Origin of the sequence: Pseudoalteromonas xiamenensis (assembly GCF_030994125.1) — a bacterium.
Lineage (GTDB): Bacteria > Pseudomonadota > Gammaproteobacteria > Enterobacterales > Alteromonadaceae > Pseudoalteromonas > Pseudoalteromonas xiamenensis_B.
Window position 1 is genome coordinate 1,217,362 of record NZ_CP099917.1, and the last position, 18,706, is coordinate 1,236,067.

The 18,706-nt window shown below is 42.6% G+C and carries 17 protein-coding genes and 1 pseudogene; 5 read left to right on the forward strand and 13 right to left on the reverse strand.

The features are described from left to right. Window positions 1-164 precede the first annotated feature (164 nt). The gene (locus NI389_RS05580) at window positions 165-2,288 is read left to right on the forward strand and encodes a winged helix-turn-helix domain-containing protein (RefSeq protein WP_308361950.1); all 2,124 of its coding nucleotides are present in this window, start codon (window positions 165-167) and stop codon (window positions 2,286-2,288) included. Window positions 2,289-2,372: 84 nt separating this feature from the next. On the opposite strand, the gene NI389_RS05585 is transcribed toward NI389_RS05580, so the two are convergent. Next, a complete protein-coding gene (locus tag NI389_RS05585) occupies window positions 2,373-3,569 on the reverse strand; it encodes an alpha/beta hydrolase-fold protein (RefSeq protein ID WP_308361951.1) in 1,197 nt (398 codons plus the stop codon). Between the two features lie 75 nt (window positions 3,570-3,644). Continuing rightward, entirely contained in the window at window positions 3,645-4,094 is a 450-nt protein-coding gene (locus NI389_RS05590; protein ID WP_308361952.1) for an acyl-CoA thioesterase, read from the reverse strand. Between the two features lie 196 nt (window positions 4,095-4,290). On the opposite strand from NI389_RS05590, the gene NI389_RS05595 reads away from it, so the two are divergent. Then, the gene (locus NI389_RS05595; protein WP_308361953.1) at window positions 4,291-5,157 is read left to right on the forward strand and encodes a trypsin-like serine protease; all 867 of its coding nucleotides are present in this window, start codon (window positions 4,291-4,293) and stop codon (window positions 5,155-5,157) included. Between the two features lie 144 nt (window positions 5,158-5,301). Here NI389_RS05595 and NI389_RS05600 read toward each other — a convergent pair whose 3' ends face one another. Further along, complete coding sequence (locus tag NI389_RS05600) at window positions 5,302-5,775, reverse strand: NYN domain-containing protein (protein ID WP_308361954.1); 474 nt, start codon at window positions 5,773-5,775, stop codon at window positions 5,302-5,304. 50 nt (window positions 5,776-5,825) lie between these two features. Next, complete coding sequence (gene ppiC, locus NI389_RS05605; protein ID WP_308361955.1) at window positions 5,826-6,104, reverse strand: peptidylprolyl isomerase PpiC; 279 nt, start codon at window positions 6,102-6,104, stop codon at window positions 5,826-5,828. Between the two features lie 292 nt (window positions 6,105-6,396). Between ppiC and NI389_RS05610 the strand changes: the two genes are divergently transcribed. The 3 genes from NI389_RS05610 (at window position 6,397) to NI389_RS05620 (ending at window position 9,072) form a co-directional block, all read left to right on the forward strand. Continuing rightward, complete coding sequence (locus tag NI389_RS05610) at window positions 6,397-7,164, forward strand: substrate-binding periplasmic protein (RefSeq protein ID WP_308361956.1); 768 nt, start codon at window positions 6,397-6,399, stop codon at window positions 7,162-7,164. A gap of 301 nt (window positions 7,165-7,465) precedes the next feature. Further along, the gene (locus NI389_RS05615; protein WP_308361957.1) at window positions 7,466-7,780 is read left to right on the forward strand and encodes a hypothetical protein; all 315 of its coding nucleotides are present in this window, start codon (window positions 7,466-7,468) and stop codon (window positions 7,778-7,780) included. A 689-nt stretch (window positions 7,781-8,469) separates the two neighbouring features. Beyond that, on the forward strand, window positions 8,470-9,072 hold the full coding sequence (locus tag NI389_RS05620; RefSeq protein ID WP_308361958.1) for a M23 family metallopeptidase: 603 nt from the start codon (window positions 8,470-8,472) through the stop codon (window positions 9,070-9,072). A gap of 68 nt (window positions 9,073-9,140) precedes the next feature. Here the strand turns inward: NI389_RS05620 and NI389_RS05625 are convergent, their stop codons facing one another. From NI389_RS05625 to NI389_RS05660, 9 genes and pseudogenes are all read right to left on the reverse strand, one after another. Then, entirely contained in the window at window positions 9,141-10,136 is a 996-nt protein-coding gene (locus NI389_RS05625) for a branched-chain amino acid aminotransferase (RefSeq protein ID WP_308361959.1), read from the reverse strand. A gap of 317 nt (window positions 10,137-10,453) precedes the next feature. Then, window positions 10,454-10,825 carry a hypothetical protein gene (locus tag NI389_RS05630; protein WP_308361960.1) on the reverse strand — a complete coding sequence of 124 codons (372 nt, stop codon included), beginning with the start codon at window positions 10,823-10,825 and terminating at the stop codon, window positions 10,454-10,456. After that, window positions 10,807-11,175 carry a transposase gene (locus NI389_RS05635; protein WP_308361961.1) on the reverse strand — a complete coding sequence of 123 codons (369 nt, stop codon included), beginning with the start codon at window positions 11,173-11,175 and terminating at the stop codon, window positions 10,807-10,809. Before NI389_RS05635 ends, NI389_RS05630 begins: the two co-directional genes overlap by 19 nt. A 217-nt stretch (window positions 11,176-11,392) precedes the next feature. Next, window positions 11,393-14,476, reverse strand: a complete 3,084-nt coding sequence (locus NI389_RS05640) for an Ig-like domain-containing protein (RefSeq protein ID WP_308361962.1) — start codon at window positions 14,474-14,476, stop codon at window positions 11,393-11,395. A gap of 295 nt (window positions 14,477-14,771) precedes the next feature. Then, window positions 14,772-14,870, reverse strand: a pseudogene (locus tag NI389_RS05645) (heat-shock protein); the annotation flags it as partial. Window positions 14,871-14,909: 39 nt separating this feature from the next. Beyond that, window positions 14,910-14,984, reverse strand: coding sequence for a helix-turn-helix domain-containing protein (locus tag NI389_RS21130; protein WP_372588623.1), 75 nt, complete (start codon window positions 14,982-14,984; stop codon window positions 14,910-14,912). A gap of 162 nt (window positions 14,985-15,146) precedes the next feature. Continuing rightward, window positions 15,147-15,710, reverse strand: coding sequence for a transposase (locus NI389_RS05650; RefSeq protein ID WP_308361963.1), 564 nt, complete (start codon window positions 15,708-15,710; stop codon window positions 15,147-15,149). 151 nt (window positions 15,711-15,861) lie between these two features. Next, entirely contained in the window at window positions 15,862-17,553 is a 1,692-nt protein-coding gene (locus NI389_RS05655; protein ID WP_308361964.1) for a hypothetical protein, read from the reverse strand. Window positions 17,554-17,854: 301 nt separating this feature from the next. Further along, on the reverse strand, window positions 17,855-18,706 hold the full coding sequence (locus NI389_RS05660; RefSeq protein WP_308361965.1) for a transposase: 852 nt from the start codon (window positions 18,704-18,706) through the stop codon (window positions 17,855-17,857).

An 18,706-nucleotide genomic window follows, 5' to 3' on the forward strand; every position in this document is an offset into this window, starting at 1 on the left:
TCCTTTCAATTTCGTTGTAATTCAAATGCATTTTTGTTGTAGCGATTTAGCAAAATGAGCTCAACAATCGAAGTGCGATTTTATCTTGATGCTTTGATGATGTTTTTTTGATGTCTTTATAATTCAATACGTTATTTTCATATTATGTAAGAAAGGAGTCTTTGTTGGCACACCCATTACCCGATATTTTTACGGTAGGCACTTGCAGAATTATCGCGAGCTTGAATCAAATACATCGTGATAAACAATGTCTCGTGGTTGAACCTAAGGTCATGGAAGTGCTTGTGTATCTAGCCAGCCACCAAGGCGAAGTCTGTTCAAAGCAACAGCTTATGGATGCCATTTGGCCTGCCCCTGTCAGCGACGGCGCGGTCAGCCGTGTGATCGCTCTTCTCAGAAAAGCCTTAGCTGATAGCATCGACTCTCCCCTGTATATTCAAACGATCGCAAAAAAGGGCTACCAATTTATCGCTACTGTTGAGGTTTCGACGAGCGAACCAATGCACAGTAGCAAGCATGAATCCTGTTCGTCATCTGGAATACGCCTTTACCGCACGCGTGGAGCGCCCTTCGTTACTTTCGCACTTTTAATTTTATTGGTTTTAGTAACCTATCACCTAATTACTTCTCCACCAGCGGCGGAAACCATAACGTTCACAAAACCTCCGTCATTTCAAAAATTAACGAGCGAAAGTGGACGCGAATACGACGCACAGCTCTCCGCTGAGGCAAGTTGGCTGATTTATCGACATCAAAATAACCAAGGGCAACCCTATCAACTGTATTTAAAACAGCTTCAAACTAATCGCATCATTCAACTGACCAACAATGAATTTGACCATCGCTCGCCTGCACTTTCACATGACCAACGGTCCATTGCGTATTTCCAAAAAGGGCAAAATCAATGCGCGCTTCAGCGCCTTACATTGTTACCGAATGGCGAACCTAACAGCGTACAAACTCTGCACCTTTGCGGCGCGCTTGAGCATTACAGCAATGTGGTATGGTCTCCAGACGATAAGTGGCTTTATTTTACCGACCGTGCAAATAGCACTGTTCCCTACCAGATCTATCGATTAGAGCTGGCGTCTAACCGCATGGAAACCGTGACCAGTCGAGAAAACAACTTCTATGGTGACAATGAACTCGCACTTTCTCCTTCCGGTCGCTTTCTGCTGTTTTTTAGAAATAAGTATTGGGGCAATAATCAAGTTTACGTCATGGATTTAACCACAAACACACTGAAGAAAATCGGTGAATTAGGTTTTCTCAGCTGGAAACCAAGCTGGACACCTGATGAAAAAAGCATTGTGTTTAGCGACAATCGAAATGGCGGAAAACTCAATCGTTTAGGTATCTCAACAGGTCAAATAACCACGTTCTACCAATCCCCAAAAGCGATTCAATATCCTATGTTTAGCACGGATGGCAAAAGAGTCGTGTTCTCAGAAGAAACCATGGTCGCGGATTTATGGGAAACCAAACTAGCCTCTTTGCAAGCAAGCACAGACGACAACGCTGATACACCAAAAAAACTGGCGTTCAGTTCAAGCGGCGTTGAACGCCAACCAGCTTATTCCCCAGATGGCCGAAAGCTGGCGTTTTTATCCGATAGAAATGGTGAAATGCAGTTATGGATTGCGGACGATGAACAATTGATCGCCGCCCCGATGCTCCCCAACGGAGCTATTATTGATAGCTTTAGCTGGAGTCCTGATAGCCAGCAACTAGTGATTGCCACTAAAGACAAAGCACTTTTACGCTATCAATTGACAACCCAAACCATTGACGAGTTGCGACTCGAACAAAGTGCAGCCTTTCCCATATACGCCCACGATGGATCAAGCCTGTATTTCAGCTCTGATAGTAGCGGTCAATGGGAAATTTGGTCCTTCAATCTGCAAAGTGGCGAAACACAACAAGTGACAACTGCAGGCGGTTATCAAGTGAAACAAACAGCGGATAACCAAACTCTGTATATCACCAAATATACCCAGACAGGTATTTGGCGATTTGATCTTAAGGCAAACTCTGAACAAAAAATCCTTGCTGACCTCGCTCGCACCACTCAATACACTTTGTGTGATAATGCGCTTTACTACGAAAAACACCTAATGTCAGGTGACGTGTGGCAGTATTCACTTGACGGCAAACTCGCTCAGCCTGCTTTTTCACTGCCGAATAAAGCTCAAATTAGTTTTGATGTCACGCCTAATTGCCAACGACTTGTGTATGCGTATCAAGAAGATTTGCAAGCGGATATTGTTGAGTTAAGTTGGGATGAGTAGACAGAATGACTTGCTTTACGGATAAAATGTCACAAATAAAACGGGCTGCGATGCAGCCCGCCATTGACCTCATTCGCGCTTCATTTAATTTAGAACCACCGCTTTTAGGCGTGCTTGTGAGCTCATTAACATATCGAAGTAAGGATAGGATTTGTCTGCAAGCTTTATTGCGTGTTCCAACGAGTTCAAGGCATTGGCATTATCCTCTTTTGACTCGTAACCATAAGACAAACCAAACCATGCATCCACCGAGTTTGGGTGCAACTTCGTGTTGTGGATAAATACGTTTATCGCTTTATCGTAATTCTGGCTACGTACAAGTTGATACCCCAATTGTCTTACTGCACCTTCGGGCGGCTCAATGTTGTCTCCCCACTGTTTAGATAGTTTTTCATAGTAGGCATCAATGGAGGCCACGTCTTTCGAGAGTGCATTAAGTGGCATTTGTTTTGGCATAAACAATTTATGATAGGCATTAAACACGCCAGCAACTGCGGTGAGATCGTGTTGTACACCATCAAATGCATCGCTCACATAGGTCATATTTGTTGGTTTATTGTGTAGAATAAATTGCTGAAGCTCATCATAACGCTCCCGCATTACACCACTTTCTTCACCTATGTTCATGTATAAATACGTATCGAGAGTGTGCGTTTCTTTAATAAACTGTTTGGTGCGCGTTGTTGCAGCCCCGTAATTCCACCAGACGGCAGGACTATATGCCAAATGCGCTTGAAACAAGTGAGGCCTGGCCTGCATGGCATAAAGTACAAATACCCCCGCCGCAGACGCTCCACTGATCACCTTAAAATCATGCGTGCGATAGGTTTTGTCAATTAATGGTATGAGCTCTTTCTCAAAAAAACTCAGAAAAACGGCACCACCACCGCCAAGACCAACAGGCCCCTGCGGCTCTTCGTTCACCGTTGGGTACAAATCTCTCAATCTATCCGTGTTTTCAATTGCAACGACAATTACCTCTGGCGCGCTATTCGTATTTTGTAAACGTTCAATAACCGATGAAATTAAAGGTAAGTTATTTGCTCCATCTAAGCGATAAATTACCGGATAAACCTTATTTGAGTTCGCTTTGTAACTCTTTGGTAATTGCACTACAACAGTACGTTCTTCATTCAGTATTTTTGATTTAATGACATGAGTTTGCATCGTGTATTCAGAGGCCGATTTACTGGACTCTTCTTGCGAAAACACCGACGAAGAACTAAAGAGTGAAGATAAAGCAACGCTTAAAACAAGTATCAGGCATTTTGAAAATCGCACAACTAATCCTTTAAAATAAGATGGTTACAAAATGACCTTAACAAGAGTTTAGGGTTGGCACAAGGGACAGGTAATTTATTGAACCATACCTTCACTTTCCGAATAACAATATTGTTTAAGTACATCCATCATAGTGTCTGGGATAGGCGCTTTTTGTGCAGTATTCATGTTAAACATCACCACATTAGCGTAACCCGTTGTACACACAGCTTGCTGTGCTTCGCTGTATGCTTCGTAGCGCATGGTGAATCTATCCTGCTTAATATCCGTAATATACGTCCCAACAATCAGTGTATCGGGAAAGACGACAGGACGTTTATAATGTGCGTGGGTATCGCGAAGAACCGGGCTGGTACTTGGATCCGATAAGATTTCCAGCAAACCCGTTTGTGCCAAAAAGTCGATACGCGCGGTTTCAAAATAGCGAAAATACGACACATTGTTTACATGCCCCAATGCATCCATATCTCCCCACGCGACTTTAATTTTTGTTTTAATCGGAAACTTGTCGAAAAATGCCTGCATTTTACTGCCTTATTGAGCTTAATTTAGCTCGAGGTTAGCAATTTGCTGGTAACCGCACAAGCGTCAACAAGGGATAATCTCTGTAACTACATAACATTGCACAAATCAAAAAATGAGAACAGCAATAGATTACACTTGTAATTTATTCTAAGCATCGCTATTGTAATTTCAAATAAATTACAAACGTAATCATCGTATGAAACACTATGCTCAAACTCTCATAAGCATCACTTTATTTGCGGCGACTTCCCTACCCTCTTTCGCAATTGTGTTGCGACATGACGTTACGCCTGAAAACTACTTAGCAACCGTGAAAGACTTCCCTCCCCTTGCTCAGTTTTATGTTGATGGCGCACATGGGACGCTAATCGCGCCAACTTGGGTCGTCACCGCGGCACATACCACATTTTGCACCGACCCAGGGGTCACTATTTTAGTGGGAGGGAAACACGTAAAAGTGAAACGGCGTTTTGTACATAGGAACTATACGCCTGGTGTAAGTCATGATTTCGCGTTACTTGAGTTAGAACATCCGATTACTCATATCCAACCGGCCGAAATCTATAAAGCATCCGATGAATTAGGACAGGTGATCACTTTCATTGGTATCGGTGGAACTGGCAATGGAATAGATGGCCAAACGATTGATAATGCTAAAAATAAGGGGGTTTTACGCAAAGCAAACAATACCGTAGCAAAAGCGGAGGGCCCGTTGCTGCAGTTTATCTTCAACCAAGGGAACGAAGCGTTACCGCTCGAGGGAATCAGTGGAGGTGGGGACAGTGGAGGTCCTGCATTTTTAAAAAAAGATGAACGTTATTATGTGCTTGGTATCAGTTCAAGGGGAGACATCGACAGCATGCTTGGCAAATACGGAAATCGCGAGTACTACTCTCGTATCTCCTACTTCAAAGACTGGATCCACAATGTCATGTATGGTTCTGAACAACTGCGCGATGCCATCACACTTCCAAAGTTGAAACATTTACTGCCCGGCTTAACAGCAAAGAATTTACCGCAAGTGTGCGCCGAGATTCGTATTGAGCCTGAACAACCTAATTAAAGACAACGTCAAAGTATGTTCAGGCACTTAGCGTTTGTGAATGCGAGGCAAAGTCCAATTCTATTCGTGGGCTTGGACAGACATGTAACAACAAGACCTCATGTATGGAGGTTAGTAGTCCAAATCACGCCTATTCAAGCCCACTTACAACAACCACGTCGGTTCAATAGGAATAAACCGGCTGACACTATTAATCAACGTATTAGAGGTTAACTGCTCGACGCCAATAACCCACGTTTCGACACCATATTTTTGGGCAACTTTTTGCATCAATAAATCAAAGTCACCATCACCTGAAAGCAAGCAAACTACATCAACTTCAGAGGCAAGCTCTAGCACATCGATGGTGATCCCAACATCCCAATCTCCTTTTGCAGAGCCATCCTTTCGCTGAATGAAGGGTTTAAGTTTTACATTAAAACCAATGTGCGAAAGCGCTTTTTGAAACTTATGTTGTGAATCCTCATTCGGCGCAACGGCATACGCATTGGCGACCGCAATGTTTCCTTGCTCCGATAAAAATTGCCAAACATGACGATAATTAAATGGTCGTGAGTAGGTATCTCGTGTGGTGTAATAAATATTTTGCACATCCACAAAAACAGCAATGTTTTTCATAACCTTCTTTGCTTAATTAAATAAAACTTCAGCCAATCCAGTTTGTGCACTCAAGTACGATACAATACTTTAATTACGTGCCAACCAAATTTAGTTTTAACGATTTGCGGAGTAAGTACTTCGCAAGTGAAGCAGACCTTATCGAATTGCGGCACCATGGTACCGCGCTTAAACTCACCTAAATCCCCACCTTTTTTACCAGAAGGACACGTTGAATACTTTTTTGCCAAGGTTTGGAACTTAGCCCCTTTCTTAAGTTGCTGTAGAATGTCGTCCGCTTGCTCTTTATGCTTTACCAATATGTGTAATGCGTGTGCTGTACTCGCCATTATGTTCTTTTCTTACCATTTAACGTCTTTCATCTTCATTAAATGTAATGATACACGAAATTGACGTTAAGCATGAACGTAACGATATTCAGGCGAACTGGAGAGTAAAGCATTATACCAAACAAGACTCTCGATCCTGTTTCATATCAATACGCTAAACCCCGATTGTTCCCGCCGTTCACATCAACAGACACATTTACTTTTTTGTCATCGCGACCTTTTGACAAGTATTATTTTCGAAAAGTGGAGATTTGACCTACGCTAACTCTATATGGGAAAAGAGGTTCGACACGTGAGAATTAAAATTGAATGGTTAAAGTTAAGCTTATTCGCGTGTCTCTATTCGCTCTTGCTCGTTTCGGCTGGGTTCTCCAAACAAACTTTTTCTAGTACCTTATCTATTTCAGTAGGTTGGAACAAACCACCGTACGTCGTCGAAGAGCAAAACTCTGGATTTGAGCTCGAGATGGTGTCTGCAATTTTCAAAAAAATGGGATACCCTGTTAGTTACGTCTATGTGCCGTTTGGCCGCTCGAACACCCTAATAAAACTAGGCAGAGTGGATGCCGCTTTAACAATGAATCAACGAATGGATACCGAAGGCCTCGAGCTCAGCGATCCGTATATTTCTTATCAAAATGCAGCCATCAGCTTAAAAGGACGCAGCATAGAAATCAGTTCGATACAGGATTTGGAGCACTACTCAATTGTTGGATTCCAAAATGCCTCTGTCGTCCTCGGCAATGAATATCGGATAGCGACAAGGAAATGTCCTCTTTATTTAGAGTTACCCGATCAACGTAAGCAGGTCGAACTGTTGTTAAAAGGCAAAGTAGATTTCGTCATCATGGACATCAATATTTTTAACTATTTAAGTACCGAATTAATGGGTAGTTCACACATGTCTAATGTTGTTGTTCACCGACTTTTTCCAAAAACGAACTATCACGTTGCGTTCACGAGCAAAGAGCTTATGCTAATTTTCAATGCGGAGATGAAAACGTTTAAGCAATCCGATGAGTATTCTAATCTCGTGGCAAAATATGAGTTTTTGCACTAACGGTATACCTAATTTTGTCCACACAATGCGGCTAATAAACTGAGCTTGGTGTTTTTGAACTGATTCGTCAATAGAACCTCAACCAAGCCCCTTCGCCAGAGAATGACCGATGCCCCACAAATATGTATCTAATTACTTTTAACGTTTCAAAAAATTGACACTCGATGAATTGCAGAACGCGTATTTACAATAAGCTGGCTATTTAACCACCGCTTTAAGGAAAATTTACATCAACACGTCGTTTTTTAGCTTGGTCTGAAAAATGCATAAAGGCATTACCACCACTGAGAATGTCACTATAATGAATAAAAGTTCAAATACCGTTTTCGTGTTGAGCGGGTACGCTAAATGTTCGATGACGAACAACGACAAGTACAAACACGGTAACAAACATTCTATCGGCTTACTTACCACCGATGAAAATTACCAAAATAACCTGCAACACCTAACCTCCTTTGTTAAAGGGCTTGGTTGGGACTCCGTCATGTTTTGTCTGGTTGAAAAGATTGATGATATTAATACGTTGGAAAACGACGTTTTGATTTCAAGCTTCATTCGCGCAAAGGAAAATGGCCAATCTTTGGTGGTTAACGATCACCCTATCACAGTGCATTAACTTCCCCCAGAGGACAGAGGATTGATGCGTTTTTCGATGAGCCGTTTGGCAAGCTTGTCATTTCGTTGACACAACCTAATATAGCGTAGGACTAAAAGCAGAACCAAGGAGTTCTGCGCTTTTATACCCAGTTAATAACGCCAGAGCCAACACTGTTTTAACGACTCTGGCTAGCTCAACTTTACTAGGTTATAAAGCAGACTATTGACTTTTTAGGGCCATAAACAGTATGAGGGTTATGGCACCTGCAATAAAAAAGAGTTAGTCAATTTTTGGACCTAACAAAGGCAAGTAAAACCGATTTGACAGCTAGCGTCATCAGAGTGATTGCAACACGCCGATAGATTCTGACGCGATGCACATCTGATAGTGTTCTGGCAACCATAAACCTCTGTAAAATTGCCTCCACCTACTTGAGGTGTCGCATCCTGAGGTAGTTTGGTATCTAGTGATAGTTTTTTAAGTAGCTTTTTTTGAAGCTTTATTTTCATTTTCAATATCCTTTTTGTAGAGTTTTATCGATTTTCATCACCTAACGTGACGTCTCTAAAACTAATACAAATCACTAGCATTGTAAAATAAATGTAAGTTACCCCATTAATGTCGAATTCTAAATTAAAAAGTCGATTGGCCCTTAAACCTTTTTAAAACACGCCACGACTTAATGTTGTTGCAAAAAGGAATTCAAAATGAAAACAACTATCGTTATTGCACTGTTACTTGTGATGTCATTAAGCGCACGCTCCGAACCTGACATTGACTGCACGGTATTTCCATCGCAGCAAACCTCACTTTATGTACTGCCTTACGAAGTCGGCAGTGCATGGATTGTCTATGCCGCAACAGAACATTACCGCAGCGCTAATCAGGGCGTGGGGACCTATGCCATCGACTTTGTGATGCCAATTGGTACTCAGGTACTCGCAGCAAGAGACGGTGAAGTAGTCAGTACCCAAGCCACTTATAAAGATGGTAACAACGAAGATTTAAAAGAAAATTATGTATTCATCAAACATAACGACGGCACTATTGCTCGCTATTTTCACCTGACTTTTAACGGTGTTTTTGTCAAAGAAGGGGAGCGAGTAAACGCTGGTGAGGTCATTGCGCTAAGTGGCAATACAGGTCAAAGCGGTGGCCCACACTTGCATTTTGATGTGCAACAATGCGGCCCAAACCTACCTCCCCATTACAACCGCCTACCCTGCGGCCAAACCGTGCCTTTGACCTTTAAAAATACGACCGAGCACAGTTGCGGTTTAAAAGCAGGTCAAAAGTACACTGCTCTTTAATGGGTTTGTAGTTTCGAACGAACCAGCCTGAATTCACCATAGTGTATTCAGGCTGGATAACATGAAAATTAGCAGACTTTATGCAACCAACCGTGCTTATCTTCCGCCTTACCCCATTGGATTTCATTTAATGCCTGACGCAGAGCGTTGGTGGTTTCACCGCCCTGACCAGAGCCTACTTGATGCTCTTTGCCATTGTGGATCAAGGTGCCCACCGGCGTAAGCACCGCAGCTGTACCAGAGAGCGCCGCTTCCGTACCCGGTTTTGCCGCACGCTCAAGCAATTCGTCTACCGTCAATTCACGTTCTGATACTTTCATACCACGATCGCGCGCTAAAGTGAGGATAGAGTCACGAGTGATGCCGTGCAGGAAGCTTGCATCTAATGCTTTGGTGATAATTTCATTGCCATCGATAAGCAAGAAGTTAGCAGCGCCGGTTTCCTGAACATCGCCGCCTGGGCAGAATAATACTTGATCGGCTTGCACTGAAGCACGAGCTTTCATGATAGGATGTAATGCACTGGCATAGTTACCACCACTTTTAACCATCCCCATGTGAGAAGCGCAGCGCGCACTGTCTTCAAGCAGCAATCGCAACGGCTTAGCGCCACCAGCGAAGTAATCGCCAACTGGCGATAATAAAACATAAAGTAGAGAGCTATCACTAGGCGCTGCCGCTTTGCCGATTGACGCTTCAGTACCGATGTGTGTCGGGCGAATATACATAGAACCCGGTGGGTTTGGCACGTCGTCTGCGTATTGTTTGACGATGTCTGTAATCATGTTATTCAGCATCGCTTGATCGAATTGAGGCAAAGCCAACAAAGCACTGCTTTGTGCCATTCGCGCCACATTTTTGTCCATGCGGAAAATATGCACGCTGCCATCGTCGTGGCGAAACGCCTTTAACCCTTCAAAGCAAGTGCTAGAGTAATGTAGCACGTGTGCGCCCGGGTGCAGGGTCAAACTGTCTGAAGCGACCATCTCTGGAGCACTCCATTGACCGCTCTCAAAACGGGAGATAATCATCTGTGGAATAAAAACTGTACCAAACGCTGACATGTGGCTACGGACTCCTGTAAATTCTGTTTTTTTAATGTGGTATTACATATCGGGTTACAGATAAGCAACGACGACATGTTCAATATGGTAGATTGTATACTTATGGGCTAGAGTTTGCCCCGCGGATAATTTGATTTCAACCAAAATCATTACAGATAAAGCATAAAATTCCGACTTTCAAAGGTGTGAGGTGTCGTTGAAACTCTTATCAGCGAGAATAGCAAAATGTTAACTCTTCCCTCTCATAACCGCCCGACTCACTGTCGAATAATGCACGCCAAATTCCTTTGCGATTTCGCTCATGGCATACTGCCCGTCTAAACACGCGTTTGCCATGCCCTGCTTTGGGTCGTTTTGGTACATTTGTTTAAAGTGGCTAAGTGGCAATGCACTCGCTCGCTTTGCTTTATTGGCACTTCGCTGAGGGTTAAATCCGCATCGTCTTGTTCTGTCTTTAAGTGCTGCTCTACAAACTCGCTGCTGCCTAAAAACACCTGATTTTTTAAGTTCTGCCAAATATCAACGCCGATGCCTTGTGCAACAAAGTCGCTGTAGCGCTTGATGGCGGTCTTTCGCGACTTGGCAAATAACAGCAGTAGCGCATCGGTTGCCAACCAATCGGGAGATTTTCTAAGACCGATAGCCGCTTGGTAGCTGCTCCACGGCCACTCTATTGGCGAATCAACCATCCCTTTTCCCGCACTGGATTAAGCACAATATAGCGGCATAACTCGAGCAAATAGCTGTCTTTATCGACCAAAATGCTTTTATAGCGCCCTTGAAACAGATGACCAACCCGTTGGTATTTACGATTAAACTGCTGGGTATAGACACCGTTCAGTTGCCGCATCCCTTTAGCGAGATTCGCATCAGGTGTTTCAACCAATAAATGGTAGTGATTGGTCATTAAACAGTAAGAATGTATCACCCAATTAAACCGCTCACAGACCGACATTAGCACCGCCAAAAAACGGGCAAAATCGTCTTCATCGCGATAGATAGTTTGACGCTCATTGCCTCGCGACGTGACATGATACAACGCCCCTGCTAACTGAAGTCGTAAAGGTCAGCTCATCACCAAGCCCCAAAAAAGAAAAAGGTTAACTCACTTCAGTCAACCTTTCGTGCAAGACCTGACCCCCAGTGCATAATGCATAAGAAATCAGGACTAACATTATTTCCTTATCATGATGAACCAGAGAGCTCAGATATTACTCTTGGACCAAGTATATTGACCCAAGAGTACAAGCTGGTTATTACAATGTTGGGTTGGGAGCAGTCTCGCTAAACCTCAACTTGCGGATGAACCCTGCTAGCAATAGCAGAGACAGTAAGTAAACAGGCATACTTCCGCCACTTTTGTTCTTTGGTTCCGTGACCTCTGGCTCTTTATCTGTATTATCTTTGTTATCGTCAGCTTTTGTCGTGTCGACGTTAACGACAATATTGCTTGGCTCTGAATAACTCATGCCATCAAATACTCGATACTGAAAGTTTACCTTATAAGTAGCATCATTTTCTGGGGTATAAGACATCAGCCCCGTATTACGATTTATCTCGACCACGCCTTTATCTGGTTGTGATACCAATTCGTAAATAAGCGGGTCTGAATCAGCATCCTGAGCTAAAAGCGGGACGTTAATCACTCCAGACTGGTTAACCTCGAATTCGACTGGCAGTGCCTGCGGCGTCGTATTCGTATGGTTTACCGTGATGACTTTCTCAATGTGTAGACCATGTTCATTACTTACATTCACGCTAAGCATTGCAGGCTCTAACGTTGAAGTCGATGGTGTATATGTAAATTCACCCGTTGCTGTATTACTGAAGACAAACTCACCTGAATCAGGTGCGCTAGTCACTCCGAACTGAAGAACCGTATTTTCGTCTATGCCTGATAATGACAATGTGCCAATAAGCGGAGTACGCCAGTGGGCAGAAAGTGAACTAGATTCAATAATAAGTGGAGTTCCTTCAATATTAATAGAGATTAAGACGCTTTCGGTAGTTTTTCCCCCAACACTCATGGAAAGCTCAAACTGGTCTAGTCCGACTTCGCCTGTTGTGGGTGTATAGTTGAAATGACCCAGCGCTCTATCTGAGAAGGAGATATTGCCTTTGCTCGGTGCTTTAGAAACGTAAAAGCGATAGTTAAAAGCATCTTTTTCATCTAGTAAGGCAAAATTCACGGGTGTAAATTTGTTGGTATTAAACTCAGCTGCACTCAGCTGAAAAGGCAGCTCAGTACTTTCTGAAATTTTATATAATTCTCTTCCATTATCATGTCGTACAAGCCAATAAGTATCCTGACCAATTATTTCAATATCTGCATGGGTTGCGGCCACATCAAGGCTTACCAGCTTACTATATTGTTGGCTAGCCAAATTAAAGGTACCCAGTTCTTTTTCACAGGTAATATGGAGTTGGCCGTCAAGGTGTTGCTCGATATCAATTAATTTTGACGATGTACATAAGGTCGTGATTTCTTGTTTGTTTCCTTGTGCAGAAATGGACTGCAAAGTGCCATTAGGCGTCGTCATGTAAAGCTTTTCTACCGCGTTATTGGTAAACGTGTGGAGTGATTTAAGATCGCCGAGGTCCAGTGATGAGTGGCTGTTTTTAACAAGATTATAGATTGTCGTTTGATTTTTATGTTTAAACACTAGCTCTTTAACGCCATCACCATCAAAGTCTATTTGTGCTGTAAATCCTGTCTCGTAGTTAGGCATATCAACCAGTGTGACGGTATACTTAACCGTGTCACTATTAAAGTCTTTGATTTCGAATGGTATTGTAATGTCAAGTATTAAGTGGTTATTTTGGCGAAGATACTCAGGGTTATCATCACCGTCAATATCGCCCAAAAACTGAAAATATCCAAGAACAGGTTTTGTAGTGTATGACGAGCCATCCATATTCATTATTTTAGTTTTATAAATATATTCGTCATATGGTTCACCTCTGGTCTGATATACAATTTTATCAACAAGGTTGCTTCCAAAAGTACCAATAGAAACTCCTGCCAACTCTGACCGTTGCGTTGTACCTCTGCCCGCAATTTCTTTTGCCCATAATTCACTTTGCGTGATAGGAGAAATATTGCTTAATGTTACAATATCTTGGACTATAAACGCAGGGTCCGGAGTGCCCCAAGGGGAAGCGGCGGCTGTAATCTTTTTATTTACATCAATAATCCTTAATTCACCATCTTGGTTGGCTAAATAAACATCACCATGGAATCCCAGTTCAGTTATTTCACCAAATAAAACTTCTTCGACGTGAAGTTTAGTCTTTTGCTCAATCTTTTCTTTTTTCTCATCACCATACAAGTCTAAATAGTTATAGATATGGTGATAGGTATTAGGTTGATAATCTCCACCTCCTTCTATGAAACTTATACCGATAACCTCTTTTTCTCGAGTTAGGTAGTCATAGTATTCTAAATCTAAAGCGTAACGATCATAAGGGTAACCACGACCGCTAAGAACTTCCGCATTAAATTGATATAAAGTGTTGTTGAACTTTGATGAACGACCATACTTTGAATAGCCAGGCTCCTGCTTACAACTTTCTAGAGAATTCCCTACAGGCCAAATAACACTGCCGTTTTTTACGTCGATAGTACAGCCCTCACTAACTACTTCATCTGTTCCATCATCGTTTATATCTTTAGTAAATAAATAGGTGCCTGTTACCGCAAGCGTACTAACTTGATTTATTTCATTATCTTGAATTCGGTAGATTTTACCGTCCCATGTCAGCATTTCATTGAACAGATGATTGGTAAACTTCCCAACAACAAATTCATAGTGTGGTAAGTTGTAGTGCGCTTTGGTTTCTAGTGTATGCATATCGAGTGTATGCATACTGCTTTCATTTATCAGCATGATTTCGACGTCACCATCGTTATCTATGTCTTTAAATTTAACGATCTCAGCGGTTACATTTGGGAGCGCTTTTACATATTTTCTAGCAGTTAAATTGAGAAGGTGTACGTTTTGTGTCTTACTTATAACAACAGCAAAGTGATTATCAGATCGCCTATCATAATAAATTTCGAAAGAATCTATTGATTCATTGTCGCTCTCGAGTTTTATTGAATCAGTCAGTGTTGTTTTTATACCTTCATTTTCAGAAGGTATATTTACAATATACAATCGTTGTTTGTCATTATTAATCATTGTAACGATGTCTTTTTTATTATCATTATCAACATCGATGATTCTGATATTGCTCAAATCTCTAAAGCTTGAGCAATGCTTTATCTTCTCTACGTAAGCCTGCGATTGCTGGGTTGCTAATAGCAAGGTGAGAAGTGTTGACGTGATGAAAAATTTCATGTTATTCCTTTAAATTATTATAGCATCGAAGTACTTTGAGACTAGCGATTGGTGACAGGAGGTAAGTTAGCATAGTTTATTTTAATCTGTAACTGAATTGGGGAAGGTAACGTAGAAAGCGAATGTTGCCTTTTTAACTCCTCTTCAAAAATAAGTATGTTATGACACTATGTTTGCTTGTTTCTAGCGTTGCTTTGCACCGCCAGCTCATACATTTTTGCAAATAAAAAAGTCCCCCGAGGGTGGCTTGGAAACGTGACATCATGTAAAAACAGGGAGAAATGAACTTAGTCGATTACTTATTTTCGACGAGTTTGCCTCTTCCAATTTCAAACTTTCTTGGCTTGAGTGCTTCTGGAATTTCGCGCTCAAGGTCAATGGTTAACAGGCCATTTTCAAAGGTCAAGAAAGATCTAGGGTCAAAGATCTAGGGTCAGGTCTTGAATCGTGCAACCGCCCTGCTCACCGTCGAATAATGTACGCCAAATACCTTTGCAATGTCACTCATGGAGTATTACCCGTCTAAATACGCGTTTGCCATGCCCTGCTTTGGATCGTTTTGGTATGTTTGTTTAAAGTGGCTAAGTGGCAACGCACTCGCTCGCTTTTGCTTTTTCGGCACTTCACTGAAAGTTAAATCAGCATCGTCTTGTGCTGTTTTTAAGTTTTGTCAAATATCTATGCCGACGCCTTGTGCTACAAAGTCGCTGTAGCGCTTGATGGTGGTCTTTCTCGACTTGGCAAATAACAACAGTAGCGCATCGGTTGCCAACCAATCAGGAGATTTTCGAAGACCGATAGCCTCTTGATAGCTACTCCACGGCCACTCTACCGGTGAATTAACCATGCTTTTTGCCCGCACGGGATTAAGCACAATATAGCGGCATAACTCCAGCAAATAGCTGTCTTTATCGACCAAAATGCTTTTATAGCGCCCTTGAAACAGATGACCCACGCGCTGGTATTTGCGATTAACTTGCTGGGTATAAACACCGTTTAGTTGCCGCATCCCTTTGGCCAGATTCGCGTCGGGTGTTTCGACGAATAAATGGTAGTGATTGGTCATCAAACAGTAAGAATGTATCACCCAATTAAACCGCTCACAGACTGACGTTAGCACTGCCAGAAAACGCGCAAAATCGTCTTTACTACGATAAATAGTTTGGCGTTCATTCCCTCGCGACGTGACATGATACAGTGCCCACGCAGATTGAAGTCTTAATGATCGGCTCATCAAAAAGCCCTAAAAAGAAAAAGGTTAACTAACTTTAGTCAACCTTTCGAACATTGCACAAAGCAAGACCTGACCCCAATGAGTTTCCATTGAGTTTAGGTTTTAGTAACTATAAAGTCAGGCAATCACGACCTGACTCTGTAAAGACGGCTTATTTTGAGCCGTCACAACTACCATTGTCGGTACCATCGGCTACATTGCCATTACAAATTTCATCATAGCCAAAATAACGACGTGCTTCCATGTCTATGCAACTTGCATAGCCTTTATCGGTGTTGGTATCGTTCAAACATTGTAAGCCATAGCTCAAATCACAACGGAACAAACGTTCTTTACCATCACCTAAATCGCCTCTGATCCAAGTACCATCAATCGTCGCAGACTCGTTGCTAAACACCGTATTTGGATAAGATTTGGCGCGACATTCTATCTTGTTCGGTGTGCGAGCAGGCATTCGTCCACCTAAGGGTGAATTACTCCAGTTAGTCCAATACGTATGACCTTCATGGTCACCACTGCCTGTTTCTCTGTCTCTTGATAACCACGGCGTCCAACCATAATGAAAACGAATTTCATAATCACCAGAGATTGGATTACTCGAGTAATTTTTCACTTTGCCCCCGTACATGGTATTCAACCCATACGCATCGCCAGTGTCACTCACATCTTTTCTATCGTGTTTACGGCGCATCTCAACATAAGCAGGTTCAACCCGAGTTAACCCTTCAATCAAGTTACCACTTGATGAATGTTGCTCAAGCTTTTCCCAGTCATGATCGCCATTTCCCGCCGAACCTGGGTCATCTCTGTCTAACCAACCCGTATCGTAACCGTGTTTGTGAATTTCAGCGATAGCCGTATCGACATGGTCACAATAATATTGCACTGTCCAATTGTCCCAGCATGATGTACCGCCATACTGATTACCACTGGCGCTTGAGTCACAGATCAGGCCTTGGTACAAATCGCACGATAAGTCGGTGTTATCTTCATGATAATAAGCCTTCAAATGGTCAACTGCATACGCATAGTTGCCTTTGCTGGTGTTGTAACAAGTGACGGCCGAAGGCTCTTTACACGCCAAACTCCCCGTGGTTGTGTGAATTGTAATGCCTTCGTTTTCAAATCGACTATTCGGTGTTGATGAGATATCTAGCCAACCTGACCACAATTGAGAACGAATGCTGTCACTCGTACCTAGCTTCTTGAAATAGCTATCATATAAATAATATTCATCATCCGATTGTACAAACTGATTACTACCACAGCCGTAGATCAATACATTGAGGATGTTATTCGATACATCACCATTGTAGTCATCATCCTGCCATTGATTAAGCGTGATGCTGTGCGTTTGCCCATATCCTTGACTTTGGCATTGGTATTGCACCTTCCAGATCACCGGCTCCTGAAAGAGATTCGTCATTTCAATATAATAACCATCGTCAGAATCAGTATATTCATATAGACGATTAACATCATTATCGTTAAACGAAGAAGAACGGCCCATATTGCCATAAATTATCCGCTGTGGACTATTAGCATCACGTATACTTTTGCCCTTGGGCGCCTCAATGATCTGCGCAGCATTCATCCACCACTGAGAACCAATAGCTGCTGTTGGAAATCTCGCTTGCACATTGATAATTTTGATGGCGTCTTGGCTTTGCTTGTATGCAAATCTCAGCCACTTATCAGTCACCGAGTCTGATACATCGGTTTTCATCGCATTGATAATATTTAAATGATAAATATTTTCATTGGCCACTGCCGATGACAGTGGAATAGCCAGTAACGTCGCAACGCCAATAGCGTGTTTGAGTACGCTTAAATGCCTGTTCATTTTCTTTCCTTAACGGTTAAGGTCAATGCAAATATCATTTAATTGCTTCACACATCTGCTCAGATAAAGGTACTCCCTACGGGTCATAAACGTCATTACTGCTCGCGGTAACATGGCATATCCTTGATCTGATCGAGGCAATTAAAGGCCAGCAATGTGGATCAAATATGAAAATGAAAAAGATTAATCAAATTAGGTGCATAACTAAAACTGTTGGGGTCAAAACTAGAACAGTTGGGGTCAGGTCTTGTAACGTGCAATACCAGTGGGGGTCAAGTGGCGGGGTCAGGGGGTCACGGGGTCAGGTCTTGCATCGTGCAACCGCCCTGCTCACCGTCGAATAATGTACGCCAAATTCCTTTGCAATGTCACTCATTGAGTATTGCCCGTCTAAATAGGCGTTTGCCATGCCCTGCTTTGGGTCGTTTTGGTACGTTTGTTTGTAGTGGCTAAGTGGCAATGCACTCGCTCGCTTTTGCTTTTTAGGCACTTCGCTGAGTGTTAAATCAGCATCGTCTTGTGCTGTTTTTAAGTGCTGCTCTACAAACTCGCTACTACCTAAAAACACCTGATTTTTTAAGTTCTGCCAAATATCTACGCCGATGCCTTGCACTACAAAGTCGCTGTAGCGCTTGATGGCGGTCTTTCTCGACTTGGCAAATAACAACAGTAGCGCATCGGTTGCCAACCAATCGGGAGATTTTCTAAGACCGATGGTCTCTTGATAGCTGCTCCACGGCCACTCTATCGGCGAATCAACCATCCCTTTTGCCCGCACTGGATTGAGCACAATATAGCGGCATAACTCCAGCAAATAGCTGTCTTTATCGACCAAAATGCTTTTATAGCGCCCTTGAAATAGATGACCCACACGCTGGTATTTACGATTAAACTGCTGGGTATAGACACCGTTTAGTTGCCGCATCCCTTTGGCCAGATTCGCGTCGGGCGTTTCGACTAACAAATGATAGTGATTGGTCATCAAACAGTAAGAATGTATCACCCAATTAAACCGCTCACAGACTGACGTTAGCACTGCCAGAAAACGCGCAAAATCGTCTTTACTACGATAAATAGTTTGGCGTTCATTCCCTCGCGACGTGACATGATACAGTGCCCCTGCAAACTGAAGTCGTAAAGGTCGACTCATCAT

Bases quoted from the DNA above. Each gene is read 5' to 3' on its own strand.
- NI389_RS05590 (WP_308361952.1), bottom strand. From the start codon at position 4,094: ATGCAGGCATTTTTCGACAAGTTTCCGATTAAAACAAAAATTAAAGTC.
- NI389_RS05595 (WP_308361953.1), top strand. From the start codon at position 4,291: ATGAAACACTATGCTCAAACTCTCATAAGCATCACTTTATTTGCGGCG.
- NI389_RS05600 (WP_308361954.1), bottom strand. From the start codon at position 5,775: ATGAAAAACATTGCTGTTTTTGTGGATGTGCAAAATATTTATTACACC.
- ppiC (WP_308361955.1), bottom strand. From the start codon at position 6,104: ATGGCGAGTACAGCACACGCATTACACATATTGGTAAAGCATAAAGAG.
- NI389_RS05615 (WP_308361957.1), top strand. From the start codon at position 7,466: ATGAATAAAAGTTCAAATACCGTTTTCGTGTTGAGCGGGTACGCTAAA.
- NI389_RS05620 (WP_308361958.1), top strand. From the start codon at position 8,470: ATGAAAACAACTATCGTTATTGCACTGTTACTTGTGATGTCATTAAGC.
- NI389_RS05625 (WP_308361959.1), bottom strand. From the start codon at position 10,136: ATGTCAGCGTTTGGTACAGTTTTTATTCCACAGATGATTATCTCCCGT.
- NI389_RS05630 (WP_308361960.1), bottom strand. From the start codon at position 10,825: ATGGTTGATTCGCCAATAGAGTGGCCGTGGAGCAGCTACCAAGCGGCT.
- NI389_RS05640 (WP_308361962.1), bottom strand. From the start codon at position 14,476: ATGAAATTTTTCATCACGTCAACACTTCTCACCTTGCTATTAGCAACC.
- NI389_RS05650 (WP_308361963.1), bottom strand. From the start codon at position 15,710: ATGAGCCGATCATTAAGACTTCAATCTGCGTGGGCACTGTATCATGTC.
- NI389_RS05655 (WP_308361964.1), bottom strand. From the start codon at position 17,553: ATGAACAGGCATTTAAGCGTACTCAAACACGCTATTGGCGTTGCGACG.
- NI389_RS05660 (WP_308361965.1), bottom strand. From the start codon at position 18,706: ATGATGAGTCGACCTTTACGACTTCAGTTTGCAGGGGCACTGTATCAT.